The organism is Caulobacter endophyticus, from assembly GCF_029543245.1.
Classification (GTDB): Bacteria; Pseudomonadota; Alphaproteobacteria; order Caulobacterales; family Caulobacteraceae; genus Caulobacter; species Caulobacter endophyticus_A.
In genome coordinates this window covers 116,251-140,047 of the sequence record NZ_JARQWV010000014.1, presented here as the reverse complement: position 1 = coordinate 140,047, position 23,797 = coordinate 116,251, and the positions used below count along the sequence as shown (strand labels likewise).

Annotated in this window: 27 protein-coding genes and 1 pseudogene; 14 read left to right on the top strand and 14 right to left on the bottom strand. The window is 67.9% G+C overall.

The window, feature by feature from the left end; genetic code table 11:
• Nucleotides 1–183: 183 nt before the first annotated feature.
• The 6 genes from P7A99_RS15035 to P7A99_RS15010 form a co-directional block, all read right to left on the bottom strand.
• Nucleotides 184–1,074, bottom strand: a complete 891-nt coding sequence (locus P7A99_RS15035; RefSeq protein WP_277794616.1) for an intradiol ring-cleavage dioxygenase — start codon at nucleotides 1,072–1,074, stop codon at nucleotides 184–186.
• Between the two features lie 251 nt (nucleotides 1,075–1,325).
• Complete coding sequence (locus P7A99_RS15030) at nucleotides 1,326–2,222, bottom strand: flagellin (RefSeq protein WP_277794615.1); 897 nt, start codon at nucleotides 2,220–2,222, stop codon at nucleotides 1,326–1,328.
• A 2-nt stretch (nucleotides 2,223–2,224) separates the two neighbouring features.
• Nucleotides 2,225–3,952: a flagellar hook-associated protein FlgK gene (flgK, locus tag P7A99_RS15025; RefSeq protein ID WP_277794614.1), complete on the bottom strand. Its 1,728-nt coding sequence runs from the start codon at nucleotides 3,950–3,952 to the stop codon at nucleotides 2,225–2,227.
• 4 nt (nucleotides 3,953–3,956) lie between these two features.
• Complete coding sequence (locus P7A99_RS15020; protein WP_277794613.1) at nucleotides 3,957–4,283, bottom strand: hypothetical protein; 327 nt, start codon at nucleotides 4,281–4,283, stop codon at nucleotides 3,957–3,959.
• A gap of 5 nt (nucleotides 4,284–4,288) precedes the next feature.
• A complete protein-coding gene (gene flgE, locus P7A99_RS15015; RefSeq protein ID WP_277794612.1) occupies nucleotides 4,289–5,566 on the bottom strand; it encodes a flagellar hook protein FlgE in 1,278 nt (425 codons plus the stop codon).
• Between the two features lie 11 nt (nucleotides 5,567–5,577).
• Entirely contained in the window at nucleotides 5,578–5,859 is a 282-nt protein-coding gene (locus P7A99_RS15010; protein ID WP_101720058.1) for a flagellar hook capping FlgD N-terminal domain-containing protein, read from the bottom strand.
• Nucleotides 5,860–6,312: 453 nt separating this feature from the next.
• On the opposite strand from P7A99_RS15010, the gene P7A99_RS15005 reads away from it, so the two are divergent.
• From P7A99_RS15005 to P7A99_RS14975, 8 genes and pseudogenes are all read left to right on the top strand, one after another.
• A complete protein-coding gene (locus P7A99_RS15005; RefSeq protein WP_109100101.1) occupies nucleotides 6,313–7,143 on the top strand; it encodes a flagellin in 831 nt (276 codons plus the stop codon).
• A gap of 97 nt (nucleotides 7,144–7,240) precedes the next feature.
• The gene (gene fliD, locus P7A99_RS15000) at nucleotides 7,241–8,929 is read left to right on the top strand and encodes a flagellar filament capping protein FliD (RefSeq protein ID WP_277794611.1); all 1,689 of its coding nucleotides are present in this window, start codon (nucleotides 7,241–7,243) and stop codon (nucleotides 8,927–8,929) included.
• Nucleotides 8,916–9,290, top strand: a complete 375-nt coding sequence (locus tag P7A99_RS14995; RefSeq protein WP_277794610.1) for a flagellar protein FliS — start codon at nucleotides 8,916–8,918, stop codon at nucleotides 9,288–9,290. Before fliD ends, P7A99_RS14995 begins: the two co-directional genes overlap by 14 nt.
• Nucleotides 9,291–9,420: 130 nt before the next feature.
• The gene (locus P7A99_RS14990; RefSeq protein WP_277794609.1) at nucleotides 9,421–10,071 is read left to right on the top strand and encodes an RNA polymerase sigma factor; all 651 of its coding nucleotides are present in this window, start codon (nucleotides 9,421–9,423) and stop codon (nucleotides 10,069–10,071) included.
• Entirely contained in the window at nucleotides 10,019–10,234 is a 216-nt protein-coding gene (locus P7A99_RS14985; RefSeq protein ID WP_277794608.1) for a hypothetical protein, read from the top strand. Before P7A99_RS14990 ends, P7A99_RS14985 begins: the two co-directional genes overlap by 53 nt.
• A 65-nt stretch (nucleotides 10,235–10,299) precedes the next feature.
• Nucleotides 10,300–10,722, top strand: coding sequence for a lysozyme inhibitor LprI family protein (locus P7A99_RS14980; RefSeq protein WP_277794607.1), 423 nt, complete (start codon nucleotides 10,300–10,302; stop codon nucleotides 10,720–10,722).
• A 15-nt stretch (nucleotides 10,723–10,737) separates the two neighbouring features.
• A pseudogene (locus P7A99_RS25225) lies at nucleotides 10,738–10,810 on the top strand (hypothetical protein); the annotation flags it as partial.
• A 159-nt stretch (nucleotides 10,811–10,969) separates the two neighbouring features.
• Nucleotides 10,970–11,608 (top strand): transcriptional regulator FixK, encoded by a 639-nt coding sequence (locus tag P7A99_RS14975; RefSeq protein ID WP_277794606.1) that lies wholly within the window; start codon nucleotides 10,970–10,972, stop codon nucleotides 11,606–11,608.
• An 88-nt stretch (nucleotides 11,609–11,696) separates the two neighbouring features.
• Here P7A99_RS14975 and bfr read toward each other — a convergent pair whose 3' ends face one another.
• Both bfr and P7A99_RS14965 read right to left on the bottom strand, forming a co-directional pair.
• Nucleotides 11,697–12,179 carry a bacterioferritin gene (gene bfr / locus P7A99_RS14970; RefSeq protein WP_058349593.1) on the bottom strand — a complete coding sequence of 161 codons (483 nt, stop codon included), beginning with the start codon at nucleotides 12,177–12,179 and terminating at the stop codon, nucleotides 11,697–11,699.
• Nucleotides 12,180–12,331: 152 nt separating this feature from the next.
• Nucleotides 12,332–12,517: a (2Fe-2S)-binding protein gene (locus P7A99_RS14965; protein WP_058349592.1), complete on the bottom strand. Its 186-nt coding sequence runs from the start codon at nucleotides 12,515–12,517 to the stop codon at nucleotides 12,332–12,334.
• Between the two features lie 340 nt (nucleotides 12,518–12,857).
• Between P7A99_RS14965 and thiE the strand changes: the two genes are divergently transcribed.
• Together thiE and P7A99_RS14955 are read left to right on the top strand one after the other, a co-directional pair.
• The gene (gene thiE / locus P7A99_RS14960) at nucleotides 12,858–13,505 is read left to right on the top strand and encodes a thiamine phosphate synthase (protein WP_277794605.1); all 648 of its coding nucleotides are present in this window, start codon (nucleotides 12,858–12,860) and stop codon (nucleotides 13,503–13,505) included.
• Between the two features lie 93 nt (nucleotides 13,506–13,598).
• The gene (locus P7A99_RS14955; RefSeq protein ID WP_277794604.1) at nucleotides 13,599–14,009 is read left to right on the top strand and encodes a hypothetical protein; all 411 of its coding nucleotides are present in this window, start codon (nucleotides 13,599–13,601) and stop codon (nucleotides 14,007–14,009) included.
• A 161-nt stretch (nucleotides 14,010–14,170) separates the two neighbouring features.
• On the opposite strand, the gene P7A99_RS14950 is transcribed toward P7A99_RS14955, so the two are convergent.
• The 3 genes from P7A99_RS14950 to P7A99_RS14940 form a co-directional block, all read right to left on the bottom strand.
• Nucleotides 14,171–15,673: a hypothetical protein gene (locus P7A99_RS14950; protein WP_277794603.1), complete on the bottom strand. Its 1,503-nt coding sequence runs from the start codon at nucleotides 15,671–15,673 to the stop codon at nucleotides 14,171–14,173.
• 127 nt (nucleotides 15,674–15,800) lie between these two features.
• Complete coding sequence (locus P7A99_RS14945) at nucleotides 15,801–16,658, bottom strand: sigma-70 family RNA polymerase sigma factor (protein ID WP_277794602.1); 858 nt, start codon at nucleotides 16,656–16,658, stop codon at nucleotides 15,801–15,803.
• 128 nt (nucleotides 16,659–16,786) lie between these two features.
• A complete protein-coding gene (locus P7A99_RS14940; protein ID WP_277794601.1) occupies nucleotides 16,787–17,074 on the bottom strand; it encodes a hypothetical protein in 288 nt (95 codons plus the stop codon).
• Between the two features lie 262 nt (nucleotides 17,075–17,336).
• Between P7A99_RS14940 and P7A99_RS14935 the strand changes: the two genes are divergently transcribed.
• From P7A99_RS14935 to P7A99_RS14925, 3 genes are all read left to right on the top strand, one after another.
• A complete protein-coding gene (locus tag P7A99_RS14935; protein ID WP_277794600.1) occupies nucleotides 17,337–18,134 on the top strand; it encodes an inositol monophosphatase family protein in 798 nt (265 codons plus the stop codon).
• Between the two features lie 265 nt (nucleotides 18,135–18,399).
• Nucleotides 18,400–19,482, top strand: a complete 1,083-nt coding sequence (locus tag P7A99_RS14930) for a glycerophosphodiester phosphodiesterase (protein ID WP_277794599.1) — start codon at nucleotides 18,400–18,402, stop codon at nucleotides 19,480–19,482.
• 105 nt (nucleotides 19,483–19,587) lie between these two features.
• Entirely contained in the window at nucleotides 19,588–19,908 is a 321-nt protein-coding gene (locus tag P7A99_RS14925; protein WP_277794598.1) for a hypothetical protein, read from the top strand.
• Here the strand turns inward: P7A99_RS14925 and P7A99_RS14920 are convergent.
• Together P7A99_RS14920 and P7A99_RS14915 are read right to left on the bottom strand one after the other, a co-directional pair.
• Nucleotides 19,905–20,441, bottom strand: coding sequence for a hypothetical protein (locus tag P7A99_RS14920; RefSeq protein WP_277794597.1), 537 nt, complete (start codon nucleotides 20,439–20,441; stop codon nucleotides 19,905–19,907). The genes P7A99_RS14925 and P7A99_RS14920 overlap by 4 nt on opposite strands.
• Nucleotides 20,442–20,512: 71 nt before the next feature.
• Nucleotides 20,513–22,366 (bottom strand): ABC transporter transmembrane domain-containing protein, encoded by a 1,854-nt coding sequence (locus P7A99_RS14915; protein WP_277794596.1) that lies wholly within the window; start codon nucleotides 22,364–22,366, stop codon nucleotides 20,513–20,515.
• A gap of 114 nt (nucleotides 22,367–22,480) precedes the next feature.
• Between P7A99_RS14915 and rpmE the strand changes: the two genes are divergently transcribed.
• Nucleotides 22,481–22,711 carry a 50S ribosomal protein L31 gene (gene rpmE / locus P7A99_RS14910; protein ID WP_058349579.1) on the top strand — a complete coding sequence of 77 codons (231 nt, stop codon included), beginning with the start codon at nucleotides 22,481–22,483 and terminating at the stop codon, nucleotides 22,709–22,711.
• 193 nt (nucleotides 22,712–22,904) lie between these two features.
• Here rpmE and P7A99_RS14905 read toward each other — a convergent pair whose 3' ends face one another.
• On the bottom strand, nucleotides 22,905–23,792 hold the full coding sequence (locus P7A99_RS14905) for an oxidoreductase (protein WP_277794595.1): 888 nt from the start codon (nucleotides 23,790–23,792) through the stop codon (nucleotides 22,905–22,907).
• Nucleotides 23,793–23,797: the final 5 nt, after the last annotated feature.

The following is a 23,797-nucleotide window of genomic DNA, read 5'->3' as shown; positions in this document are numbered from 1 at the left end:
TTGTAGTTGCGGGTCTCGCTCAAGTCCCGCCCCCCCCGGGTACCGGGGGGGGGGGCCCGGGGTGGGGGGGGCGGGGCCGAGACTGGGCTCCGTGCCGGTGGTCGCCCCCTCCGTCACGGCGCTGATAGCGCCGCGCCACCTCCCCCGTTTCTCGGGGGAGGAGCAGGAGGCTAACCCGTCAGATCAAATCCCCGGCACGATCGCCTTCAGACGCGCTTCGCCGGTCGGGGCCTCGTGGCGGGGCGGGCCGCCATTGGGGAAGCCGCCGGGCGGCGGGCCGGGCGGGCGGCTGTTGGCGCCCTGGGGCGGCATGCCGCCGGGAGGCGGGCCCATGCCTCCGGGAGGGGGACCGCCAGGACCACCCGGACCCATCCCCGCATCGTCCTTCCAGTCGGCGGCGGGATCGACGCCCAGGACGAGGGCCAGGACGTAGCCGTCTTTCCCTTCCTTGACGCTGGCGACCATAGCCTCGCCGCCTTGCAGGGCGATGCCGTCCTGGCGGTTGAACATGTCCCGGTCCCGGGGCCGCTTGTAGGCCGGGAGGTTCTCGTAAAGGAACTCCGACAGGGCGTCGGGCACGAACAGCTGGGCGGTCAGGGCCGTGCGCTGATCGAGGTGCACCTTGATATGGATGTGCGGGGTGCGGCCTTCGTACCAGCCCGGCCAGATGGTCCTGAAGGCGACCTTGCCGGCGCTGTCGGTGGTCTGGGCCCCGCGCAGGAAGGTTGCTCCCTTGGCGGCGGCCTGGTGGTCGTCGCCCTGGCCTTCGTAGCCCGAATAGATGCCCTGCGCGTCGCAGTGCCAGATGTCGACCCGCGCGCCCTTCAGCGGCCGGCAGGCGCCGTCGACGACGGTCAGGGCCACGGTGACCGGCGCGCCTTTCTTGCCCTCGGTGATATCCGCGCGGTCGAGCTTGGGATCGAACCAGTAGGGGCCTTGCGTGACCTGGGGCGTCAGCGCGCAGACGCTTTCAGCGGCGGCGACCGGCCGAGCTGAGGCGGCGATGGCGGCGAACGGCGCGGCGCCGGCCAGGGCCAGCAGGCCGCGGCGGCTGGGGGAAACGGGCGAGGGCATCGGGACTCCGAAACGTGAGCCGCCCTTGTGGCCGGGCGATCCTGCCGGCGTATGTCGAGGTCTTGCGGGTTTGCAATGGTGGACGTCGCATGTGGGGCGCGAGTGCGAGGAACCTCCCCCCGTGGGGGAGGCGATCGCGAAGCGATCGGTGGGGGGAGTGAGGGGAGATCGGCCTGTGTCTTGGAAGCTGAAAGCGGCCCCCCACCGGCCTTCGGCCGCCTCCCCCAGAGGGGGAGGTTCCTCGCGTCGCCCTACAGATACTTCGTCAGGCTCAGCGACGAGAGCGTCGAGATCATCGAGTACATGGCCTCCAGCTGCGTCTCGTACTGGGTGGCCAGCACCGCGGTTTCGGCCAGGTCGGCGTCCTTGAGGTTGGAGGCCAGGGTGTCGATGCTCTCGATCTTGGCCTCGTTGCGCTCGATCAGGCGGTCGAGGGTGGAGGCCTGGATCGAGACCTGCTCCTGCAGCGAGCCGATGCCGGTCAGGGCCTCGCCGGCCAGGTCGTAGGCGGCCGAGACCACGTCGCTGTCGTTGGGCGAGGCGACGATCATCGACAGGGCGCGGGCCAGCTTCTCGAACGCCGCCGAGCCGCCCGAGACCGACAGGTCGATGGTCTGGCCGTCGGTGGTGGTGAAGGTCCGGGTGGCCGACGAGCCCTGGTAATAGTCGGCGTCGACGCCGGCCGAGGGATCCCAGTCCGCATCGCTGAAGTCGGCGGCTGCGGTGTCGCCCGCCGTGCCCGAGAACAGGTAGGTGCCGCCGGAGGTGCTGTTCATCAGCGCCTGAAGGTCATTGAGCCAGTTGGTCGCGTACTGGGCGGTGGTGGCCGAGTCGATCGTGGTGCTGGAGATCATCGAGGCCAGCTGGGTCTTGATGGTGGTGGCGAGGTCGGCGATGTCGCCCAGCGCCGAATAGGCGGCGTTAACGTAGGCCGTGGCGGTCTGGGCGGCGGCGTTCTCGGCGGTCAGGGCGCTGCTCTGGCTGGACAGGCGCAGCAGGCTGCCGGTGTTGCTGCCCAGGCCCCCGTAGGTGGTCGATTTCAGGCCGGAGGCCGTCTGGGCCTGCTGGTCGGCGAGCTTGGCCTGCACCTTGAGGCTGGCGGCCAGCATGGTCGTGGAATGGCCGAAGGTGGCGATGCGGCTGATCATGGTCAGTTCACCATCTGGATCAGGGTGTCGAACAGCTCCTGCACCATCGAGACGAGCTGGGCGTTGGCCTCGTACTGCGACTGGTAGGTGGTCAGCAGGGCCAGTTCCTCGTCGACATTGACGGCGGTGGTGTTCTGCAAGCGCGTGGTCGCCGCCTCGTAGGTCGACAGGGCGCTGGCGGCGCTGGACGAGGCGTTGGAAACGAGGGCGGCCGCGCCCGAGACGAAGCTTGCGGCATAGGACGACAGGCTGACGGTCTTGGCGGCCTGGTCGCCGGCGGCGGCGAAGCTGAGCGTCCCCGACAGCATCGAAGACAGCTTGTCGATCGTGGCGCTGTCGGAGGTCGACAGGGCCCGGTCGCCGGCCGCCAGGGTGGTCGAGGTGTCGAGGGCCGCGGTGGCCAGCAGGCTGTAGTCGCCCGACAGTTTGGATGAGATGGCGATGTCGGCGGCGGTCGAGCCCGAGAACAGGTCGTTGAAGCCGAAATAGTCCGAGAAGCCCTGCGATGAGGCTCCGACCGAGGCGGCGATGTCGCCCAGGGCGACGCCGTTGGCGCTGTCGTCGGCGGTGATCGACAGCTTGCCGTCCGAACCGATGCTGGCCGACAGGCCGTCGACGGCGTCGAGTGCGCTGACCAGGTCGGCGAGGTTGGAATAGGCCGAAAGGTCGATGTCCTGGGTCGAGACGGTCGAGCCGCTGGCGTCGACAACGGCCACCCGCAGCGTGCCGGTCGCCGAGAAGGCGTCGGCGCCCGAGATGGTGGACGCGCTGGTCAGGGCGGTCGGCGCGGGCGTGGCCGAGCCGGCGTTGGTGATGGCGTTGACCTGGGCGATCAAGGTCGAGGCCAGGGCGTCGAGTTCGGCCTGTTCGCCCGGCAGGGTGGTGTCGCGCAGGGTGACCAGCGCGCCCAGCTGGCCGGAATCGAGGCTTTCGGTGATGTCCTTGCCGTTCAGCGTGATGCCCGCGATCGAAGTCGGATAGGCGCTGGTCGAGGAAAGCGCGCTGGAGGCGGTGTAGGAAAGCTTGGCCGCCGTCGTGCCCAGAAGCTGGTCGCCGCCGGTGGTGTAGACCACCAGCCGGTTGTCGGAGGTGGTGTAGCTGCTGACCCCGATCAGGCTCGACAGGGTGGTCAGGGCCGCGTCGCGCTGGTCTTGCAGGGCGGTGACATCGCCGCCCTGGGCGGTGACCGAGACGATCTGGTCGTTCAGCGAGGCCAGGGTCGACAGGGTCGAGTTGATGGTGTCGACCGTGGTGGCGATCTCGGCGTTGGCCTGGGTGCGCAGGTCCTGGATCGAGGCCGACAGGCTGCTGATCCCCGCGGCCAGGTCGGACGCGGCCGAGACCGTCGCGGCCTTGGCCGTGTCGCTGTCGGTGCTGGCCGACAGGGCGGTCAGGGCGCTGGAAAAGGCGTCGAGCAGGCTGGAAAGGTCATCGCCGCTATCCACCGAGCCGAGGGCGGCGTCGTAGGACTGCATGTAGGTGTCGATGGTGGAGGCGTAGCCCGAGGCGGCCGCCGTCTTGACCACGGTCTTGGCCAGATAGGTGTCGGCCGCCCGCTGCACGGTGGCGCTGGAGGCCGAGTTCAGGGCGGTGGTCGCCGTCGTGCTGACCGTCTTCTTGCTGTAGGTCAGGTCGTCGGCGTTGGCCACGTTGGCGTTGGCCACCGCGATCTGCATCTGGGCGGTCGACAGGGCCGACGAGGCCGAGCTGATGATCGACGACAGCGACATGGCGTCAGTCCTTGCGGCGGCGATGGTCGCGCAGCGACGCCACCCCGCCGCGATAGCCGGCCTGGGCGTTCAGCCCGCGATTGACGGCCTGGATGCGCACGCGGTCCTGGGCCATCTCGGTCTCCAGGGTCGCCATGCGGTCTTCCAGCGTCGCCTGCACCTCGTGCAGGTTCGACAGCATGAGCAGCCGCTGGTCGTCCGACAGCGCCGACAGGCCCTCGGCGATGCTGCGGGCCAGGGCGCGGGCCTCCTCGACCGACGAGACCACGGGCGTGGCGGGATCGCGGCGGGCCTTCTGGGCGCGGGTGTGCAGGCGTTCGATCGTGCCCATGACGCTCACCGGACGGCCTGGATCAGGGTGTCGAACATGTCGCTGGTGGCGCTGATCACCTGCGAGGCGGCCGAATAGGCCTGCTGGGCGATGATCATCTTGTTGAACTCGGTCGCCGTGTCGGTGGTCGAGCCTTCCAGGGCGCTGGCCACCAGGCTGCCGGCGTTGCCCTCGCCCGGCAGGTTCAGGTGCACCTGGCCGGCGGCGGTGTTCTCGTCATAGACCGTGCCCGAGACGTGGGTCAGGCCGTTGGGGTTGCTGAAGGTGGCGACCGGGATCTGGTAGATCGCGAGACTCACCCCGTTGTCGAAATTGGCCGTGACCAGGCCGCTCTCGTCGATCGTGATCCCCGACAGCTCGCCGTAGTTGGCGCCGTCCTGCTCGAAGGTCGGGCTGATCGACAGGGTCGAGGAGGTCGAGGCGTACTGGGTCAGGCCGTCGGTGCCGCCCGACGAGCCGAGGTCGAGCACGATGGCGCTGTCGGCCGCGCCGGTCGACAGGCCCGTGATGCTGATGTTGACCGGCGACGGATCGGTGGTCGACAGACTGCCGTCGGAGTTAAAGGTGACGGTCACGGTGCTGGGGCTGATCGTGCCCGAGGTGGTGGCGCTGTCCTTGGTCAGGGTCGGGTCCGACAGGGTCAGCGACCAGGTGTTGTCGCCGGTCTTGGTCCAGGTCTGGCCGACCGTGTGGCTGACGCCCAGGGAGTCGATGATCTCCATGCTGGTGTCGAAGCTCTGGCCTGTCGTGGCGTCGGCCGGCAGGTTGGCGGCCATGCTCACCGTCGAGGTGGCCTTGGCGGTGCCGCTGATGGAGTCGAGATTGATCGCCGACAGGCTGGTCAGGTCGCTGGTGTTCGACGCCAGGACGTTGCCGTCGGAGTCCGTCGGATAACCCATCAGGTAATAGCCTTCGCTATTGACCAGATAGCCGTTGGCGTCCGTCGAGAAGCTGCCGTTGCGGCTGTAGACCAGGTCGCTACCGGTGTCGCCGGCGTTGGCCGCGACCACGAAATAGCCCGAGCCGTCGATGGCGATGTTGGTCGCCACGCTGGTCGACGAGATGGCGCCGGTGACGTTCAGCGCCTGGCTGGTCTTGGCCACCACCGAGCTGGTCGAGGTGTTGGTGCCCATGGCGCCGCTGACCAGCGACTGGAACGACACTTCCGTCGTCTTGTAGGCGGTGGTCGAGGCGTTGGCGATGTTCTCGGAGATCGCCGACAGGGCGATGCTCTGGGCCGAAAGGCCCGAGACGGCGGTCGAGAGGGCGGAAGACAGGCTCATGCTTGCGGCCCCTATTCCGAAGCCGAGGCGAGCAGTTGAACCTGGGTCAGCAGCGACGACATGTTGTCCGACATCGTCGTCAGCGTGTCGTTCATGTTGATCTGCTGCTCGAGCGACGAGTAGGTCGCCAGCTGGCTGGTGAACTCGGTCGGGTCGGTCGGATCGAGCGGGTTCTGGTTGGTCAGCTGCGTCATCAGCAGCTTCAGGAAGTCGGTGGTGCCAAGCTGCAGCGTGCCGGACGAGCTGCTCGAGCTCGTCGTGCTGGTGCTCGTCGCCGAGGAGACGGTGGTCATGGAGAAAGCCCTCCGGTGAAGTCGGTCCGGTCGCTCTGGGCGCCGATCGACGGGTTCAACGGAGGCTCCGCGCTGGATGGGGCGGATTATTTTTAGTTGGCCTGCCCCCTCTCTCATCGAGAGAGGGAGGGGCCCATGGCGCAGCCATGGGAGGGTGAGAGGTTACAATCTCCCAGGATGAGGCGCGGTCGTCGCGCGCTTCCGGTGATTTGAATTTTGCTCGCGCGCGTGTGGGTTTTCCGGTGAGCGGTGAAACCTCTCACCCTCCCACCGCTTCGCGGCGGGCCCCTCCCTCTCTCAAAGAGAGAGGGGACAGGGAGAGCGAAAAATAATCCGCCCCATCGTCGGCGGACGTCCCGTTCAACCCGTCGAAGCCAGGCCGTCAGAACGGCGGACAGCTTCCCGACCGGACTCTCCCCCGGGCGGACTCCAGACAGAGAACCGGACTAGAACATGCCTGTTATCTCCACCAACACGGCCGCCAACACCGCCCTGCGCTACCTGAACAACAATTCGGCGGCGCAGAGCGAATCCCTGGCGAAGCTGTCGAGCGGCTCGCGGATCGTCAGCGCGAAGGACGACGCCTCCGGCCTCGCCATCGCGACGTCCATGAACGCCGACATCACCGTGCTCAACCAGGCCGCCACCAACGTGACCAGCGGCACTTCGGTGCTGAACACCGCGGACGGCGCCCTGTCGAACATCGCCGACATCCTGCAGCGCATGAACTCCCTGACGGCCCAGGCCCAGTCGGGGACGTCGAGCACTGCCGACCTGTCGTACATCAGCGCCGAGTACGAACAGCTGACCGAAGAAATCGACGACATCGCCAAGACGACGACCTTCAACGGCGTCACTCTGCTCAACGGTGACAGCAACTACACCGAAGGCACGGGCGTCGATTTCATGGTCGGCACGTCCAGCACCGATGTCATCAAGGTCGAGCTGGGTGAGGCCAACACCACGGGGCTGAGCCTGACCGTCACCTCGATCACCTCCACCAGCGACGCCGTCGCTGCCATGGACGAAATCGACTCGGCGATCACGGCGGTCTCGAAAATGCGCGCCGACGTCGGCGCCACCCTGTCGCGCTTCGAGTTCCGCGGCGACGTGATCTCCACGTCGCTCGAGAACCTGGAGTCGGCGGCGTCGGCGATCACCGACGTGGACATCGCCGCCGAGCAGACCAACTTCACCAACGCTCAGACCCTGACCAGCGCAGCGATTTCGGCCCTCAGCCAGGCCAACTCGATGAGCCAGTCGCTTCTGAAGTTGCTGCAGTAGTCGCTCGTGTCGCGATGGCGGGGGCCTGGCTCCCGTCGTCCTGCAGACTGGCGGGGGAGCCCCTTAAGGCTCTCCCGCCGACTTTCCGGACATTGCCATGACGACCACCAGCAGCGTCTCGACCTCGGGTTCGACGACCTATCTGACGGGCACGATCTCGGGCCTCGACACCGACTCCCTGATCGAGGCGGCCGTCGCCCAGAAGACCGCCCGCGCCGACACCATCGACGCCAAGGTCACGGCCAACGAGACCAAGATCGCCTCGTATCAGTCGTTGCAGACCCTGCTGCAGGCGATTTCGGATTCGATGACCGCGCTGGCGGGCACGACCTACAGCTCGGTCACGACCACCACCAACGCCTTCGACGAGAAGAGCGCCTATCTGACCGCCTCTGACGGCACGGACGCCACCTCGGTGATCGCCGTCGACGCCGACAGCGACGCGGTGGCCGCCTCTTACGAAATCACCGTCACCCAGCTGGCCAAGGCCATGAAGGTGACGTCGACCGCCCAGACCGCCGGCACGGCGCTTGGTCTGTCGGGCGTGATGTCGGTGGGCGTCGACGGCGGGACCGCCGCCGAGATCACCGTCACCTCGACCATGACCGTCAGCGACATCGCCGCGGCGATCAACGCCAAGACCTCGACCACCGGCGTCACCGCCACCCTGATCACCAGCTCGACCGGCACGCGCCTGGTGATGTCGACCAGCGACACCAACCAGCAGATCAGCCTGGCGTCGGTCTCGGGCGACGATATCGGTCAGTCGCTGGGCCTGACCGACAGTTCGGGCGCCTTCGCCAACGTGCTTCAGGCCGCCCAGCCCTCGATCGTCACCATCGACGGGGTCGAGATCGAGAGCGACGGCAACGAGCTGACCGACGTCATTCCCGGCCTGTCGATCTCGCTGCTGCAAGCCACCAGCGGCCAGACCATCACCCTCGACATCGAGGCCAACTACGACGACATCAAGACGGCGATCACCGACTTCATCGACGCCTACAACGCCCTGCGCGCCTTCGTGGTGACCAACCAGACGGTGGGTTCGGGCGGGGTGGTGGCCGACGACGCGGTGCTGTTCGCCGACGGCATACTGCGTGACGTCAATCGCCAGCTGAACGCCCTCCTGGGCGGCAAGTCGGGTTCGGACGATGAGCTGACCGACCTGTCGGCCCTGGGCATCACGCTCAACAGCGCCAACCAGCTGGAGCTGTCGGACGAGACCTCGCTCGACAACCTGCTGCTGACCGATCTCTCCAGCGTGGCGGCCTTCTTCGAGACCAAGTTCGAGGCCAGCGACAGCAACCTCAAGCTCCTGAAGAACGACACCACCCTGTCGTACGACTTCGACCTGGAGGTCACCGTCACAGACGGGGCGATCTCCAGCGTGTCGGTGGATGGCGACTCGAGCCTGTTCACGATCTCGGGCAGCCGGATCATCGGCGCGACTGGGTCGATCTACGAAGGCCTGTCCTTCGCCCTGGCCACCCCCACCAGCGGCACGATCTCGGTGCAGATCACCCAGGGCTTCGCCAACCTGATCACCAGCCTGATGAGCGACTACGCCAACACCACCACCGGCGTGATCCAGCAGCGCATCAACACCCTCGACACGGTCAACACCAGCCTGACCGAACAGTCGGAGACCATCCGCGACAACGCGGAGACCTACCGAACCAAGCTGATCGCGAAGTACTCGGCGATGGAGACAGAGCTCTACGCCGCCCAGATCCTTCAAGAGCAGATCAAGGCCATCCTCGGAGCCAGCAGTGATGACGACGACTAACAGCCAGGCGTTCAGCGCCTATGCGGCCTCCAGCCGCCTGACCGCCAGCCCGCGCGACGTGCTGGCCTCGGTGCACGAGGAGCTCTACCGGGCCATCGGCTCGGCAAAATTCGCCCACGAGCAGGGGCGGCTGGATCAAATGTGCCGACACGCCATGCGGGCGACCCAGATCCTCACCGTGCTGTCGACCAGCCTGGATTTCTCGGCCGCCGGACCGGACGGCAAGACGTTGCGCAGCTTTTACCAGTACGTGCTCGACAGCATGGTTCGCGCCAGTCGCCGCAAAGATGTGTCCGGTTCGTATCAAATCGTACTCGACTTGTTGCGCCCGTTCTGCAAAGAACTCCGTTCTGAAAAATAGAAATATGCTGACGTATTGCGAATGTATCGGATGAATTCAGTGATGTAGTTATCTGACATGTGGCACGCTGTTTGCCAATCCCATTGCGATACAGCGATGGAGGCGAGTAATCGCCATGGCGAATTCAGCGATGACTGTGACGGGTGAGTTCGGGCTGGTGGACGCCCGCTCGGACGAAGACCTGTTCCTGGCCTGCCGCGACGGTGACCAGGTGGCGTTCCGGGTGCTGGTTGACCGGCATCTGCGGATGGTCCGGCGGCTGGCCCTGAACGTCCTGGGTGACGTGCAGGAGGCCGAGGACGCGGCCCAGGAGGCATTTATTGCCGCCTGGCGCGCCCGCGAACGCTGGACGCCGGAGGCGCGGTTCTCGACCTGGCTGCACCGCATCGCGGTTAACAAGGCCATCGACCGTCGCCGCGTTCGCAAGGCCGTGCCGGAAAGCCAGGAGGTCATCACCCGCCTGGCCGACGCCGAGGTGCGAGGAGCGGCCCAGGCCGACGCCCTGGCCAACCTCGAACGGTCGGAAGTCGCCGTGACCTTGCAGCAGGCCCTGGGCAAGCTGCCGGACACCCAGCGCCAGGCTTTGACTTTGTTCTATTTCGAAGAGCTCGAGGTCGGTAGAATCGCCGACGCCATGGGCTGTTCGGAACAGGCGGTCCGCTCGCTCCTGAAACGGGGCCGGCAGACCTTGAAGACGAGACTCCAGAGGCAGAAGAAGATCTGTGGCTATGGACCTGAAACTGTTCGAAGCGCGCCTGAAGGCGCTGGGCGCGGCGCTTGACCGCTGGCCCGAAGACGAGGCGGAGGCCGCGCTCGACCTGCTGACGACGTCGGAGGCGGCGCAGGACCTGTTCGCGCAGGTGACGGCCCAGGACATGGGGGTGTTCGACGACGCCGGCGGCGACCTGTCGCCCCTGGCCGACCGCATCGCCAGGAACCTCTAGCGGCGCCGCGCCTTGAAGCCGTCGTGATCGGCGGGCCATCCTGGCCGCCGAAAGCGAGGATCCGCATGCTGCTTCGACGACTGACGCTCGGCCTGGCGCTGCTGGCCATCGCCGCGCCGCCGGCCTTGGCCGCCTCGGATCCGATCGATCCCCAGAAGGAATACTCGCCGGCCTACGACCGCTGCCTCAATAGCGGCGACGCCATCAAGGGCGTCACCGTGGCCATGGCCGGCTGCACCAATGAAGAGCTCCAGAAACAGGACGCCCGCCTGAACCGCGCCTACAAGGCGGCGATGGCTGGCCGGTCCAAAGCTGACCAGGCCAAGCTGCGCACCGTTCAGCGGGCCTGGATCAAGCGCCGCGACGCCGAGTGCCGGGAAGACCTGACCGGCGGCACCATCGACATGCTCAACATCGGCGGCTGTCATCTCAGCATGACCACCGTCCGGGCGGTCGAGCTGGAGCGGATGGCGAAGGGCAAGCGGTAGCTGTCTTTTTGTCGTCATCCCGGCCGTAGCGAAGCGTAGAGCCGGGACCCAGGGGCCGCCGCACTGCGCTTGGCCCCTGGGTCCCGGATAAGCGCTGCGCGCTTTCCGGGATGACGGGCTGTGGAGGGGGCGGCGCCTACGCAGAACCCCTTATGCGGCGCTCCCGAATTTACCCGCACGAAGAGTAGGGAGAATGTGCCGGCGTCGGGGCGGCGTTTTTCGCCCCCATTCCTTCGGGAGCCGTCTGATGCTGTCGCCCCTCCGTTTCGAGCCCGCCTACGCCCAGCCGGCCCTGCCGGTCGCCGCCGCCAGCGTGATCCGCTACGCCGCCGGCGAGGAGATCTTCGCCGAGGGGGATCGCGCCGACCACGTCTACGAGCTGGTCGAGGGCACGGTGCGCACGGGACGCCTGCTGCGTGACGGCCGCCGCCAGATCGACGCCTTCCACTTCGCCGGCGAGGCCTTCGGCTTCGAGGCCGGCGAGGTGCGCCGCACCACGGCCGAGGCGGTCTGCGAGGTGACGGTCCGCATCGTCCGCCGCCGGGCGCTCAGCGACCTGGCAGCCCGCGACGGGCAGGTGGCGCGGCAGCTTTACCAGCTGACCATCTCGGGCCTTCAGCGCAGCCAGGACCACGTGCTGATGCTGGGCCGCCGCAGCGCCTGCGAGCGGGTGGCGGGGCTCTTGTTGCTGCTGGCCGACCGCACCGGCGAGGCCGCCTTCGACCTGCCGATGAGCCGCCAGGACATGGCCGACTATCTGGGCCTGACCATCGAGACGGTATCGCGCACCCTGACCGGCTTTCTCCAGGAGGGGCTGATCGCCCTGCCGACCGTGCGCCATGTGGATCTGCTCGACCGCGAGGCGCTGGAAGCGCTCTGCGAATAGGCCTCTGCGAGTAGGTTTGGGCGAATAGCAGAACGGCCTCCCCGCGGGGGCGGGGAGGCCGTTCGACGTCTTCGGGCTGTCGAGCGGATCAGGCCGCCGGCAGCTCGCCCATGGCGCTTTGCAGGTAGTTCTGCTCGCCCAGCGACTTGATCAGCGACAGCTGGGTTTCGAGGTAGTCGATGTGCTCCTCGGTGTCGTTGAGGATCTCGCGCAGCAGTTCGCGGCTGATGTAGTCGCGGGCCTGCTCGCACTGGACGATGCCCGGCACCAGCAGTTCGCGGTTGAACAGCTCGATCGACAGGTCGGCGGCCAGGCACTCGGGAACGGTCTCGCCGATCTTCAGCTTGTGCAGGTCCTGCAGGTTGGGCAGGCCCTCGAGGAAGAGGATGCGGTTGATCAGCTTGTCGGCGTGCTTCATCTCGCCGATCGATTCCTGGTAGACGATCTGGCCGAGGCGCTTGAAGCCCCAGTTGTCGTGCATGCGGGCGTGCAGGAAGTACTGGTTGACGGCCGTCAGCTCGTTGGTGAGCACAGCGTTCAGGACGCGGATAACGCCGGGATCGCCTTGCATGGCGGCCTCCTAAGGTTCGAGTTCGCCCGAACCCTTAGCCGCCTTTTTCAGGGCTTCAACAGTAATGTGTGCAAGTGTTTCGCAGCCTCACAGAAAAGCGTGAGAGTGCTTCGCGGTAACCTGAGATTGTCGACTTTGCGTCGCAAGAAGCCTTATTCGGCCGCGTAAGCCAGAGCTTCCTGGGCTTCCTGGATCATCTGGCGCATCTCGCAGACGCACTTGGCGCACTGGGCCTGGCAGCCCTTGTGGCGGAAGATCTCGGCCGGACGAGTCGCGCCCGCGTCGATCGCAGCGCGGACTTCACGTTGGCGGATGCCGTTACAATTGCAGACGTACAAGGAAAGAACGCCCTACCGAATGATTGTCATTCTCATCTAACAGTTTTCCACCGGTTTGCAACTGACTCTCAGTCGAGTGAACGGCGGCGCGTCGTCGCAGTGGAGGGGGGCGGAGTAACAGCCGAGGGCTTGGCCCCCCCTTTTCCCGAGCTTCCCCGCGAAGGCGGGGATCCAAGCTGATCCGGCGGATCTGTCGCGGCGCAGCCTCATCCTGAAAGTCGGCTTGGGTCCCCGCCTTCGCGGGGAATTGACGGTGTATACGGGGTCTATCGGAGAGAGCCTTCCCGGCCCAAGCACCCCCAAAGTCGCGCTGCGCGTCAAATCGGCGTAAAGGCGGCGCATGACGCTCGACTGCCGCCTCTACCTGATCACCCCGCCGTCCCTGCCGGACCTGGCCGCCTTCGGCCGCCAACTGGCCCGCGCTTTGGAGGGCGGCGACGTCGCGGCCCTGCAGATCCGCCTCAAGGACGTGCCCGACGATGTGGTCGCCGCGGCCGTCGAGGCGCTGTCGCCGATCGCCCGCGCCCGCGACGTGGCGGTGATCCTCAACGACCGGCCCGACCTGGCCTCCCGCCTCGACTGCGACGGCGTGCACGTGGGGCAGGGCGATACGCCCTATGCGGCCGCCCGCAAGCTGATGGGCAGGGACCGCATGGTCGGCGTCACCTGCCACGACAGCCGCCACTTGGCGATGGAGGCCGCTGAGGCCGGGGCCGACTATGTGGCCTTCGGGGCCTTCTTCCCGACCACCACCAAGGATGCGCCGATCGTCGCCGAACCCGACATTCTGTCGATCTGGCAGGAGACGATGGAGGTTCCGTGCGTGGCCATCGGCGGTATCACCGCCGCCAACGCTTCGGGCCTGGCGACCGCCGGCGCCGACTTCCTGGCCGTTTCGGGCGGGGTGTGGGCGCATCCCGGAGGTCCCGACGCGGCCGTGGCGGCGCTGAACGTGGCCATCGCGCAAGGGCTCGCGGCGCGCGGCTGATAGGTCGCCCGGCGCGCATAACGGCGTTCTCTTGCCGTGGTTGCAGGAGAGGCATAGCGTCCTTCCCGCGAACCATAACGGGGAGGGACCGCCATGAAGAAGCGGCTCGTAGCGTGTTTGCTCAGCGTACCCATGGTCATGGCCGCCGTTCCGACGGCCGCCGAGACCTGGAAGCCGGCCCCCGGCGAGGCCAAGACCTTCTATGACGCCGACTTTCTGAGGGTGGACGAGAAGACCGGCCTGGTGGTGCTGCGCATCGCCGAAGGCAAGGGCGGCGGGCCTTACAAGGCCTGGCCGGCCGGCAAGGGCCCGATCATGCTCTTCGCCCTCGACTGCGCCGCCGACAAGTGGATGGACCTCGGCATGGACTTCGCCGGCGACAAGGGTCTGCCCAAGAACTGGCGACAGGAAGCCAAGGTCGACGACATCTCCGGCGCGGCGGGCAAGGCCGGCAAGCTGGCCTGCGAGACGAAGGACAGCCTGCCCAAGACGCCCTTGCCCTGAAACGCGAAGTCGCCGCCCCGGCGGGCCCGCCGAGGCGACGTAATCGTCATGCTTAAGAATAGGGTTTCGTCGCCCCGGTAATTGAGGCGGCCCCCGGACAGTCCGGGGCGTCGGCGGAGGCCTGTCCGCGCGCGGTCGGCCTCCGCCCGTCCAGGCTTGGCCTAGACGTTCAGTTGCACGACCCGGTTGGTCCCGGTCGCGGCGTTGACCGCCCCGGCCGTGGCGCAGCCGCCGCTGTTGTTGTTGGCGATGACGTACCAGTCGCTGGGCTGGTCGACCCGGATCATGTGCTGGACGGTCTCGCCGCTCTGGCGGCGCATCAGGTTGCCGGTGCACACGACGTTCTGCACGGTGTGGAACTCGATGGCCGGGCCGCTGGTCCAGGTCAGGTCGGAGATCTGGTTGTCGGTCACCGTCAGGCCGGCGGCCTTGTAGGCGTCGAGGAAGATCTTCGACCCGCCGTTGCTCCAGTTGTTGCTGACGAACACGCCCTTCACGAGGTGGATCTGATCGTCGGCGTTGGGCGACTCCATCTTCACGAACTCCAGCGCGCTGCCCTGGAAGTAGCAGCCGAAGATGTGGACGTTGGAGATCCAGCACGGGTTCGCCGACGAGCCGTTCGACTTCAGCAGGACGCCGCGGCCGCACGGGCCGTCCATCTGGCAGTTGGTGATCCAGATGTCGGTGATGTTGGAGCGGTAGCCGTTCTGGGTGGTGCTCGACACGCCGTCGACAAGATGGAAGGCGTCGTTGAACTTGTGGAAGATGCACTTGTCGAAGCGCAGGGCCTGGATGCCGCCGAGCGCCGAGGCCTCGATAACGGTCTCCACGCCATAGGCGCTGTTGGCGGCGTTGTAGGCGGGGCCCGCGAACTCGCAGTTCTCGAACTCGCTGTCGCCGACCTCGGCCCGGCTGATGGTCGCGGCGGGCACGCGCACCCGGACGGCCACGCCGTTGGGCTGGTTCTCGAGCCACACGCCCAGGCGGTGGAACTTCACCAGGCGGGTGCGCTGCAGCAGCACCCCGACCGGGAAGCCGTGGATGACCACGTCCTCGACCAGGCTCAGGCGCTGGCCCTGGACATCGTACCCGTCGGTTTCCACGCCGACCTGCAGCCCGATCTTGGCGGTCGAGCCTTCGTTGACGATCGCGAAGCCGCGCAGTTCGAAGTCCGAGGTCTTGGAGACGTCATTGCGCCCGTTGATGGTGACGACCGCCTGGGTGGCCGGCCAGCTCGAGCCCCTGGCGATCAGCCGCGAGACGATGCCGCCGCCGCCGCCGGTGACGTGCAGGTTGTTGAGGCTGGTGGGGGTGAGGCTGACGCCTTCCGTCACCGGATAGGGGCCGGTCAGAACCAGTTCCAGCGGACCGCTGGAGGTGTCGATAGCATCCTCCATGCAGTTGATGGCGGCCTGGATGAAGGGGGCGTTGTTGGCCGCGCCCGAGCCGGCGCCCCACCACTCGGGGCACACCCGGCGAAGGCCGGTGATCTTGCCGCCGTTCTTGAGAATGAAGATCGTGCGATAGCCCGCGATCACCGAACCTTCGATGCGCAGAGTACAGCCGTCGACTTCGAAGTAACCGCCGGTCTCGAAGGTCCAGACCTGGTCGCGGGCGAGGGTGGTGTTGGTGGTGAAAACCTGGGTCGTATTGACAATGGGCATTCTGAAAATTCCTGAGTGCTGAAATGCCCTGCGATAGTGCGGTTTCAGCGCTGTCGCCGCAATCGCTAAGTTCGCATTTTGTTCTCATGTGTGACCGATTTTGACGTGGGTGCGCCTCGGCGCGGTTTCAGGCTTGGATCCGCGCCAGCTTGTCGGGATTGCGCATGGTGTAGACGGCGGCGATGCGGCCATCGACGATGTCCAGGCCCCAGGTCTGGAACACCACGCCGCGGTTCGACAGCACCACGCCGGGCTGGCCGTTGATGCGCGCCAGGCGCACGCTGGTGTCGCCGGGGTGGGGCCACTTGCGGGCGATGCCTTCGAGCAGGCGCACGGCGTTTTCCAGGCCGAAGACCGGGTTCATCGTGGCCGAGGCCTTGCCGCCGCCGTCGGCGTGCATGACGACGTCCTCGGCGAGAAGTCCGCGCAGGCTAGCTGCGTCCCCGCTCATCGCCGCGGCGATGAAGGCCTGCGTCAGGCGGCGCTCCTCGTCGGCGCTGGGCTTGTAGCGCGGCTTGCCGGCCTTGACGTGGTCTCGGGCCCGGGCGGCCAGCTGGCGCACGGCGGCCTCGGAGCGGTCCAGGGTGGCGGCGATCTCGGAAAAGGGCGTGTCGAACACGTCGTGCAGCAGGAAGGCCGCGCGTTCGAGCGGGGTCAGGCGTTCCAGGGCCAGCAGGAAGGCCACGGTCAGGTTCTCGCCCAGGCCGAAGGTCTCGTCGACATCGACCACCGGCTCGGGCAGCCATTCGCCGACATAGAGCTCGCGGCGGGCGCGGGCCGATTTCAGCCGGTCCAGGCACAGGCGCGAGACCACGCGGTTAAGAAAGGCGCCCGGATTGTCGACGCCGGCCGCATCGACCTCGCGCCAGCGCAGCCAGGCGTCCTGCACCACGTCCTCGGCCTCGGCCCGCGAGCCGAGCATCCGATAGGCCAGGCCGGTCATGGCGTGGCGGCGGCTTTCGAAGATCGTGTCGGCGGCGGTCATCGGCGGATCCCTCGGGTTCTCGCCGACAGGACGAGGCCAGGGCGCCAGACGTGACATGGCCGCGAAGTTTTTTCCCGACAAATCCACGCCGCCGGAAGGAGGGGTCCGGCGGCGTGGCGGGGGAGGCCTTATTCAGCCGCGTTGGCGGCGGCCGAGCGCAGGGCGGCGTAGTCGGCGCGGGCCTGGCCGAGGGTCTCGGCCACGCACGAGGCGTAGTTGGGGTGGCGGCTGGTCTTCAGCGTCTTGACGCACACCTGGCGGGCGGCGCGGGTCAGCTCGTCGCTTACGGCGGCCGAGGACTTGCCGGTCACCGAGACGCGCTGCGAGGCGCCGTTCAGCAGGGTCTCGGCGGCGACGGGTTGGGCCGCGGCCAGCAGGGCGAAGGCGGCGGCGGTGATCAGGGGGAGCTTGGTCATGGGGTCGTTCCTTGTTTGCGCTAAGGGGAGTTTGCGCGTGGCGCGACCCCTCGCTTTGCGCTGGATCAACCGCCGCCCTTAAAATTGACCGACCGGTCCCTTTTTTCAAGAGGGCTCGCTCAAGACGCGACAATCTGCCCCGCCTTGCCTTCCGACGGCGCCGCGTCTAGGTTCCGCGCCCGCTCTTTCCCACTGCCATCGTCCGTCTCCCGCCGCCGCGCTTCTGCGCGCCGGTGCAGGGAAACCCATAGGATACTTGCCCGTGCCCACGCCTTCCGCCCTTCTCAACGTGATGATCGACGCCGCGCGCAAGGCCGCCCGGGGTCTGGCCCGTGACTTCGGCGAAGTCACCGAGCTGCAGGTTTCCAAGAAGGGCGCGGGCGATTTCGTGACCAACGCCGACCTCAAGGCCGAGCAGACCCTGTTCGAGATCCTGACCAAGGCGCGTCCGGGCTACAGCTTCCTGGGCGAAGAGCGCGGCATGATCGAAGGCACCGACAAGACCCACACCTGGATCGTCGACCCGCTGGACGGCACCACCAACTTCATGCACGCCATCCCGCACTTCGCGGTCAACATCGCCCTGCAGCGCGAGGGCGAGGTCGTCGCCGGCGTCACCTACAATCCGATCACCCACGACCTGTTCTGGGTCGAGAAGGGCCGTGGCGCGTTCCTCGGCGCCGAGAAGCGCCTGCGCGTCGCCGCCCGCAAGCACCTGGACGAGTCGGTGCTGGCCACCGGCGTGCCGTTCGTAGGCAAGCCGGGCCATGGCCAGTTCCTGAAGGAGCTGCACCAGGTCAGCCAGAAGGTCGCCGGCGTGCGCCGCTTCGGCGCCGCCTCGCTCGACCTGGCCTGGGTGGCCGCCGGCCGCTTCGACGCCTACTGGGAACGCAACCTCAAGCCCTGGGACGTCGCCGCCGGCGTGCTGATGGTTCAGGAATCGGGCGGCAAGGTCACCACCATCGAAGAGCACGGCGACCCCGTGCAGGGCGCCTCGATCCTGGCCTCGAACCCCGAGCTGCACCCGCAGGTTCTGAAGGCCCTGCAAGCCGCCGGCTGAGGCGGTTCGCTGCTGAGATTGGAAGGGCTCCGGAATATCCGGGGCCCTTTTCATTTGTGGGTGCACGACTCCTATTTGCTTTTCTCGCCCTTGTGGCGAGGACCCATGCCGGAGACGGCTCAAACCTTGGCCGTCCTGTCAGTGTTTGAGCTGCGGAGACATGGATCCTGGGCACAAGGCCCAGGAAGGCAAAAGGCAAGGAGAGGGCATCAAACCGCCATCGGCCTCTCGCCAAACCGTCACACCCGCGCGCTAATCAGCCGCCATGACCCTACTGACCCGCCGCGCCATGACGACCGCCGCCCTCGCCGGCACCATGGGCGCCAGCATGATCCCGACCATGGTCCGCGCCGGGGTGCGCAAGCCGATCGTCATCGCCCACCGCGGCGCTTCGGGAGAGCGCCCCGAGCACACGCTGCTGGCCTACGGTCTGGCGGTCGAGCAGGGCTGCGACTTCATCGAGCCGGACCTGGTCGTCACCAAGGACGGCCATCTGGTGGTGCGCCACGAGAACGAGATCGGTGGCACGACCGACGTGGCCCAGCGGCCCGAGTTCGCCGCCCGCAAGGCGACCAAGACCATCGACGGCGAAAGCCTGACGGGCTGGTTCACCGAGGACTTCACCCTGGCCGAGATCAAGAGCCTGCGGGCCCGCGAGCGGCTGCCGCAGCTGCGTCCGGCCAGCGCCGCCTTCGACGGTCAGGCCGGCGTGCTCACCTTCGACGAGGTGGTCGCCTTCGCCCGGTCCGAGAGCAAGCGCGTGGGCCGCACCATCGGCGTCTATCCGGAGATGAAGCACCCGGCCTATTTCGCCTCGATCGGCCTGCCGATCGAAGGGCGGATGGTCGAGGCGCTGAAGCGCAACGACCTCAACTCCAAGACCGCGCCTGTGTTCGTGCAGTGCTTCGAGGTCGGGCCGCTGAAGACCCTGCGCCTGAAGACGCCCGCGCGCCTCGTTCTGCTGGTGGCGGGCGAGGGCGGCCCGGCCGATCTGCCGAACGTGAAATATGCCGAGCTCGTCACGCCCGAGGGGCTGAAAGGCGTGGCGGCCTATGCCGACGGCCTGGGCCCGGAAAAGACGATGATCATCCCGCAGGACAAGCAGACCCTGCTGCCGGCGACCTCGCTGGTGAAGGACGCCCATGCGGCGGGCCTCTTGGTGCATCCCTGGACGGTGCGGGCCGAGAACTACTTCCTGCCGGCCAGCCTGCGGCGGGGCAATGCGAGCGCCGCCGACTACCTGGCCCAGCGCGGGGACGTGGCCGCTGTGCTGAAGGCGCTGTACGCCGCCGGCGTCGACGGCGTGTTCAGCGACTTCCCGGGCCTGGCGGTCACGGCGCGCGGCTGATCACGGCTTGGGCGAGACGGGCGTTTCCTCAATGCCGTCCGTCGGAACGTCACACGCAAGCGTTGCAAACGGCGCATGCTGGCCTCTCCAGATCGGGAGGCCCGCATGACCCAGCCGTTCCAGCTTTCCCTCGCGCCGCGCCAGCTGACCCAGACCATCAATCCGTGGTCGTGGAGCTTCGGCGACTTCTCGCTGTTCACCGTCAATCTGGGCCAGTCGCGCAGCCCCGAGGTCGAGGCCCGGGTGCTGGACGAGGTGGGCAGCTACGGCCGCCAGATCGGCCGCATCAGCGAGGCGCTGCTGGCCCTGGTCGACTGGGCGCAGGAGCAACCGGACGGCCCCTCCAGCCCCGCCTTCCAGGCTCTGCGCGACCAGGTGGCCCACGTGGCCCTGATCAAGAAGGCCGTCGAGGCCGAGGGCGGCTAGGCGGCGTTGCGCAGCGCGTGCAGGCGGAAGCCGCCGCGGACGCCGGCGATGAAGCACAGCAGGGCGACCACGCTCATCACGATGCTGAAGGCCATCTGTACGGGCGGAACCAGGCCCAGTGCGGCCTGTCCGTTGGCGAAGGCCAGCACGGTGGTCAGCAGGCCGTAGGCGGCGAACAGCAGCATCAGCAGCGGGATCATCCGCGTCAGCCGCCGCCACTGCACGAAGCCCAGCCAGACGTAGACCAGCGTGATGACCACCGAGAAGCCGATGGTGGTCCAGGCCAGGATCGGGCCCATCATGGCCATGCTGGCTTCGAGCGTGGCCGGGTCCTGGGCGCTGGGGCTGGCCAGGGCCGCCTCGCGCATCTTGGCCAGATAGGTGTCGAAGCGGAAGAAGATCGAGGCCGCGCCGATGGCGCCGCCGACCGCGCTCAGCCAGGCGCCGACGGCGCCGGCCTTGGCGGCCCTGGTCGCGGCCTCGGCGTCGGGCAGCTTGGCGAACGGGTTCAGGACGGCCAGCTTGTCGATCATCTACGCACCCCCAGGATGAAGGGCGCGAGCTTTCGATGCTTGCGGGCGTCGCGTCAACGCCCGGGGCGCGGTCAGGCGGCCTCGACGCCGAATTGCAGGCGGGCCAGACGCGAATAGAGCCCGCCCCTGGCCACCAGGTCGGCGTGCGTGCCTTCCTCGACCACCCGGCCTTCCTCCATGACCACGATGCGGTCGGCCTGCAGCACGGTGGCCAGGCGGTGGGCGATCACGAGCGTGGTTCGCCCGCTCATGGCCGCGTCCAGGGCCTGCTGCACCAGCCGCTCGTTCTCGGCGTCCAGGGCGCTGGTGGCTTCGTCGAGCAGCAGGATCGGGGCCTGGCGCACCAGGGCGCGGGCGATGGCCAGGCGCTGGCGCTGGCCGCCCGACAGGGTCTTGGCGCGCTCGCCGACGGGCGTGTCGAAGCCCTGGGGCAGGGCGGTGATGAAGCCGGTGGCCTGGGCCGCGTCGGCGGCGGCGCGGGCTTCCTCCTCGGTGGCGTCGGCGCGGCCGAAGCGGATGTTGTCCATGGCCGAGCCCGAGAACAGCGGCGAGTCCTGGGCGACCAGCGCCATGGTCCCGCGCACCTCGGCGGGCGTGGCCTCGCGCAGGTCCACGCCGTCCAGGCGGATCGCGCCCCCTTGCGGGTCGTAGAAGCGTAGCAGCAGGCGCAGCACGGTGCTCTTGCCCGCGCCCGAGGGGCCGACCAGGGCGACGGTCTCGCCCGGCTTCACGGTCAGGGAAAAGCCGTTGAGGGCCGGCAGGTCCGGACGGCCCGGATAGGCGAAGGCCACGTCGCTGAAGGCGATCTCGCCGCGCACGGGCGAGGGCAGGGCCTTGGGCGCTTCCGGCGGGGCGATGCCGGGCTTGGCGTTCAAGAGCTCGGCGATGCGGTCCATGGCCCCCGACGCCTTCTGGACGTCGCCCCAGACCTCGCCCAGGGCGCCGACCGAGCCGGCCGCCATGATCGCCAGCAGGGCGAACTGGGCCAGGGTGCCCGGCGTCATCTCGCCCTTCAGGACGAGCTGGGCGCCGAACCACAGCAAGAGGGTCACGCCGCCGAAGGCCAGGGTGATGACCACCGAGGTCATCATGGCCCGCGCGCGGATGCGGCGCACCGAGGCGTCGAAGGCGGTCTCGACGGCCGAGCCGAACCGGCGGTCGGCCTCGCGCTCGCGCACGAAGGCCTGGACGGTGTCGAGCGCGTCCAGGCTCTCGCCCGCATAGCCCACGGCGTCGGCGAAGCGGTCTTGCGCCGTCGCCGAGAGTTTGCGGACGTTGCGGCCCATCAGGAACATCGGCGCCAGCACCACCGGCACCATCAGCACGATGAAGCCCGCCAGCTTGGGGCTGACCACGGCCATGTAGCCCAGGCCCCCGACGAGGCTGAGGGTGTTGCGGATGGCGATCGAGGCCGAGGCGCCGACCAGCTGGTCGATCAGGGTGACGTCGGTGGTCATCCGCGACAGCACCTCGCCGGTGCGGGTCTTGAGGAAATAGGCCGGGTCCAGCGACAGCACGTGGCCATAGAGCGCGCGGCGCAGGTCGGCCACGACCCGCTCGCCCAGGCGCGTGACGAAGAAGAAGCGCGCGGCCGTGGCCACGGCCAGCACCAAAGCCACGCCGCCCAGCAGCAGGAAGGCGCTGTTGACCGAACCGTGCGAGCCCTTGGCGAATCCCTTGTCGATCACTTCCTTGAAGGCGGCGGTCAGGCCCAGGGTGGCGCTGGTCGAGAACAGCAGGAAGAAACCCGCCGCCAGGGCGTCGCCGATGTGGCGGCGGACGAACGGCAGGAGGTGGGCGAGAGGCCGGATGTCCTTGCGGCGCGGGCGGCGGGCGGCCGCCTCGCTCAGGCTCTGGGCCAGTTCGGCTCCGGCGCCCGGGCGGCCGTCGGCCGAAATCTCGCCGCCGTTAACGTCGGTCATCAACTGGGTCCTTGCCAAAATCGCGCGGGTTCTTTATAGCCGCGCGTCTTCGAGGGCCACCCCGCTGGTGGTGCTCACCCACATTTCACGCCGCGCTCTAGTCGGTTGGACCGTCCGATGAAACAGAACATTCACCCCGACTACCACTTCATCACCGTCACCCTGACCGACGGCTCGAGCTACCAAACCCGCTCGACCTACGGCAAGGAAGGCGCGAATCTGGCGCTCGACATCGACCCGCGCACCCACCCGGCGTGGACGGGCGGCAACGCCCAGCTGATGGACCGTGGCGGCCGCGTCTCGCGCTTCAACGCCAAGTTCGCCGGTTTCACCGCGAAGAAGGCCTAAGGCCTCCAAGTCTCGCCGTAAGGGCGACGAAAAGCCGGCTCCGCGTTCGCGGGCCGGCTTTTTCTGTATCTGGGGTCTGGTTTGGTAGTGCGGTCCTCGCCCTTCGACAGGCTCAGGGTGAGGACTGGTAGAGGCTGTACGGTAGAAAACCTCATCCTGAGCTTGTCGAAGGACGAGGTTTTCGGTGCGAGGCTCAGCGCCAGGCGGTGGTGGTCTCGGCTTCCGGCTTGAACTCGAAGTCGCCGTCGGTCGAGGCCGACAGGTCACGCCAGGCGTCGAGCTCGCCTTGCAGGCTGTCGATCTTGGCCTGCACCATGCCAAGCGCGTCCGTGCCCGCGCACCAGCGCACGGGCGGCCGCTCGACGCCCGCCAGCGTCACCAGGGCCTGGCCCAGGCGCAGGGGATCGCCGGCCTGGTTGCGGCTGCGGGCGTCGTAGAAGGCCTTCAGGTCGGCGGCGACCTGGGCGTAGTCGGCGATGGCGTGCGAGGCGTGCCGCACCGAGGTCGGCTCCAGGAAGTCGGTGCGGAAGAAGCCCGGCTCGACCACCGTGACGTGGATGCCGAAGCGGCGGACCTCGCCGGCCAGGGACTCCGAGAAGCCCTCCACGGCGAACTTCGAGGCGCAATACAGCGTGCCGCTTTCGCCGCCGACGATGCCGCCCACCGACGAGATGTTGAAGATCCGGCCCGATCGCTGGGCGCGCATGGCCGGCAGCACGGCGCGGGTGACGTGCATCAGGCCAAAGACGTTGGTGTCGTACTGGGCCTGGGCGTCGGCGGCGGTCGACTCCTCGAACACCGACAGGTGGCCGTAGCCGGCGTTGTTGACCAGCACGTCGATGCGGCCAAAGCGCGCCAGGGCGGCGTCGACGGCGGCCTGCACCTGGTCGGGGCGGGTGACGTCGAGGGCCAGCGACAGCAGGTTGTCGGCGTCGGGGCCGAGGGTGTCGACCAGGCCCTGGCGGTTGCGGGCGGTGGCCACGACGCGGTCGCCGGCGGCCAGGACGGCGCGGACGATGTCGGCGCCGAGGCCGCGCGAGGCGCCGGTGACGAACCAGGTGCGGGGGGCGGTGGAAGTCATGGGGA

What these genes read in the sequence shown, in the direction of transcription:
- P7A99_RS14945 (WP_277794602.1), bottom strand. Translation starts at nt 16,658, where the DNA reads ATGACCGCCGCCGACACGATCTTCGAAAGCCGCCGCCACGCCATGACC.
- flgE (WP_277794612.1), bottom strand. Translation starts at nt 5,566, where the DNA reads ATGAGCCTGTCTTCCGCCCTCTCGACCGCCGTCTCGGGCCTTTCGGCC.
- P7A99_RS14925 (WP_277794598.1), top strand. Translation starts at nt 19,588, where the DNA reads ATGACCCAGCCGTTCCAGCTTTCCCTCGCGCCGCGCCAGCTGACCCAG.
- P7A99_RS14990 (WP_277794609.1), top strand. Translation starts at nt 9,421, where the DNA reads ATGACTGTGACGGGTGAGTTCGGGCTGGTGGACGCCCGCTCGGACGAA.
- thiE (WP_277794605.1), top strand. Translation starts at nt 12,858, where the DNA reads ATGACGCTCGACTGCCGCCTCTACCTGATCACCCCGCCGTCCCTGCCG.
- P7A99_RS15030 (WP_277794615.1), bottom strand. Translation starts at nt 2,222, where the DNA reads ATGATCAGCCGCATCGCCACCTTCGGCCATTCCACGACCATGCTGGCC.
- P7A99_RS14905 (WP_277794595.1), bottom strand. Translation starts at nt 23,792, where the DNA reads ATGACTTCCACCGCCCCCCGCACCTGGTTCGTCACCGGCGCCTCGCGC.
- P7A99_RS14920 (WP_277794597.1), bottom strand. Translation starts at nt 20,441, where the DNA reads ATGATCGACAAGCTGGCCGTCCTGAACCCGTTCGCCAAGCTGCCCGAC.
- P7A99_RS15010 (WP_101720058.1), bottom strand. Translation starts at nt 5,859, where the DNA reads ATGACCACCGTCTCCTCGGCGACGAGCACCAGCACGACGAGCTCGAGC.
- P7A99_RS15005 (WP_109100101.1), top strand. Translation starts at nt 6,313, where the DNA reads ATGCCTGTTATCTCCACCAACACGGCCGCCAACACCGCCCTGCGCTAC.
- fliD (WP_277794611.1), top strand. Translation starts at nt 7,241, where the DNA reads ATGACGACCACCAGCAGCGTCTCGACCTCGGGTTCGACGACCTATCTG.
- P7A99_RS14930 (WP_277794599.1), top strand. Translation starts at nt 18,400, where the DNA reads ATGACCCTACTGACCCGCCGCGCCATGACGACCGCCGCCCTCGCCGGC.
- P7A99_RS15020 (WP_277794613.1), bottom strand. Translation starts at nt 4,283, where the DNA reads ATGGGCACGATCGAACGCCTGCACACCCGCGCCCAGAAGGCCCGCCGC.
- flgK (WP_277794614.1), bottom strand. Translation starts at nt 3,952, where the DNA reads ATGTCGCTGTCGTCGATCATCAGCTCGGCCTCGTCGGCCCTGTCGACC.
- P7A99_RS14940 (WP_277794601.1), bottom strand. Translation starts at nt 17,074, where the DNA reads ATGACCAAGCTCCCCCTGATCACCGCCGCCGCCTTCGCCCTGCTGGCC.
- P7A99_RS14980 (WP_277794607.1), top strand. Translation starts at nt 10,300, where the DNA reads ATGCTGCTTCGACGACTGACGCTCGGCCTGGCGCTGCTGGCCATCGCC.
- P7A99_RS14975 (WP_277794606.1), top strand. Translation starts at nt 10,970, where the DNA reads ATGCTGTCGCCCCTCCGTTTCGAGCCCGCCTACGCCCAGCCGGCCCTG.
- bfr (WP_058349593.1), bottom strand. Translation starts at nt 12,179, where the DNA reads ATGCAAGGCGATCCCGGCGTTATCCGCGTCCTGAACGCTGTGCTCACC.
- P7A99_RS14950 (WP_277794603.1), bottom strand. Translation starts at nt 15,673, where the DNA reads ATGCCCATTGTCAATACGACCCAGGTTTTCACCACCAACACCACCCTC.
- P7A99_RS15035 (WP_277794616.1), bottom strand. Translation starts at nt 1,074, where the DNA reads ATGCCCTCGCCCGTTTCCCCCAGCCGCCGCGGCCTGCTGGCCCTGGCC.
- rpmE (WP_058349579.1), top strand. Translation starts at nt 22,481, where the DNA reads ATGAAACAGAACATTCACCCCGACTACCACTTCATCACCGTCACCCTG.
- P7A99_RS14995 (WP_277794610.1), top strand. Translation starts at nt 8,916, where the DNA reads ATGACGACGACTAACAGCCAGGCGTTCAGCGCCTATGCGGCCTCCAGC.
- P7A99_RS14985 (WP_277794608.1), top strand. Translation starts at nt 10,019, where the DNA reads ATGGACCTGAAACTGTTCGAAGCGCGCCTGAAGGCGCTGGGCGCGGCG.
- P7A99_RS14955 (WP_277794604.1), top strand. Translation starts at nt 13,599, where the DNA reads ATGAAGAAGCGGCTCGTAGCGTGTTTGCTCAGCGTACCCATGGTCATG.